Source organism: Mesorhizobium sp. BHbdii (assembly GCF_053848045.1).
The window spans coordinates 1-541 of the sequence record NZ_JBSPKX010000115.1; the positions used below are offsets into that span (position 1 = coordinate 1).

A 541-nucleotide genomic window follows, 5' to 3' on the forward strand; every position below is an offset into this window, starting at 1 on the left:
TATGACGAGGCCGGCGGCGGCAAGGGCTACCGTCCGGTCGACCATTCCAGCGCCATCGACAAGAGCGGCGCCGCATTGGCAGACACACTCCGGGGCCACTGGCTGCCAAAAGTCACCGCCGGCTGGTTCTTTCGCGCCGAATCCTTCTACTCGGTGGCCCGCTATCTCGATCAGGCGGCGCTGGAGTCTGGTGGGGCGCCGCCGGATTTCCTGTCCTGGTCGCATGGCGAGGGTTTTATCCGTTTCTTCGAGGAACGCTGCCGCAGGCAAGGCATCTACATTCTCGACGAGCCGGAAAGCGCGCTTTCGCCGTCGCGCCAGATCGAGCTGCTGAAGATGCTGCGGCGCATGGACAAGTCCGGCACCGCGCAGGTGATCATGGCGACACATTCGCCGCTGCTGATGGCCTGTCCCGGGGCGCGGCTGTTCCGCATCAGCCGGTTCGGGCTCGACCCGACCGATTTCACCGACACCGATCATTTTCGCATGATGCGCGACTTCTGTAGCAACCCTGACATATTTATGGAGGAAGCGCTGCGGG

General features: G+C 63.4%; 1 protein-coding gene. It reads left to right on the forward strand.

The genetic code is table 11. The features are described from left to right. A partial coding sequence (locus ACWTU8_RS32145) for an AAA family ATPase (RefSeq protein ID WP_455851293.1) occupies window positions 1-541 on the forward strand: 541 nt, incomplete at both ends.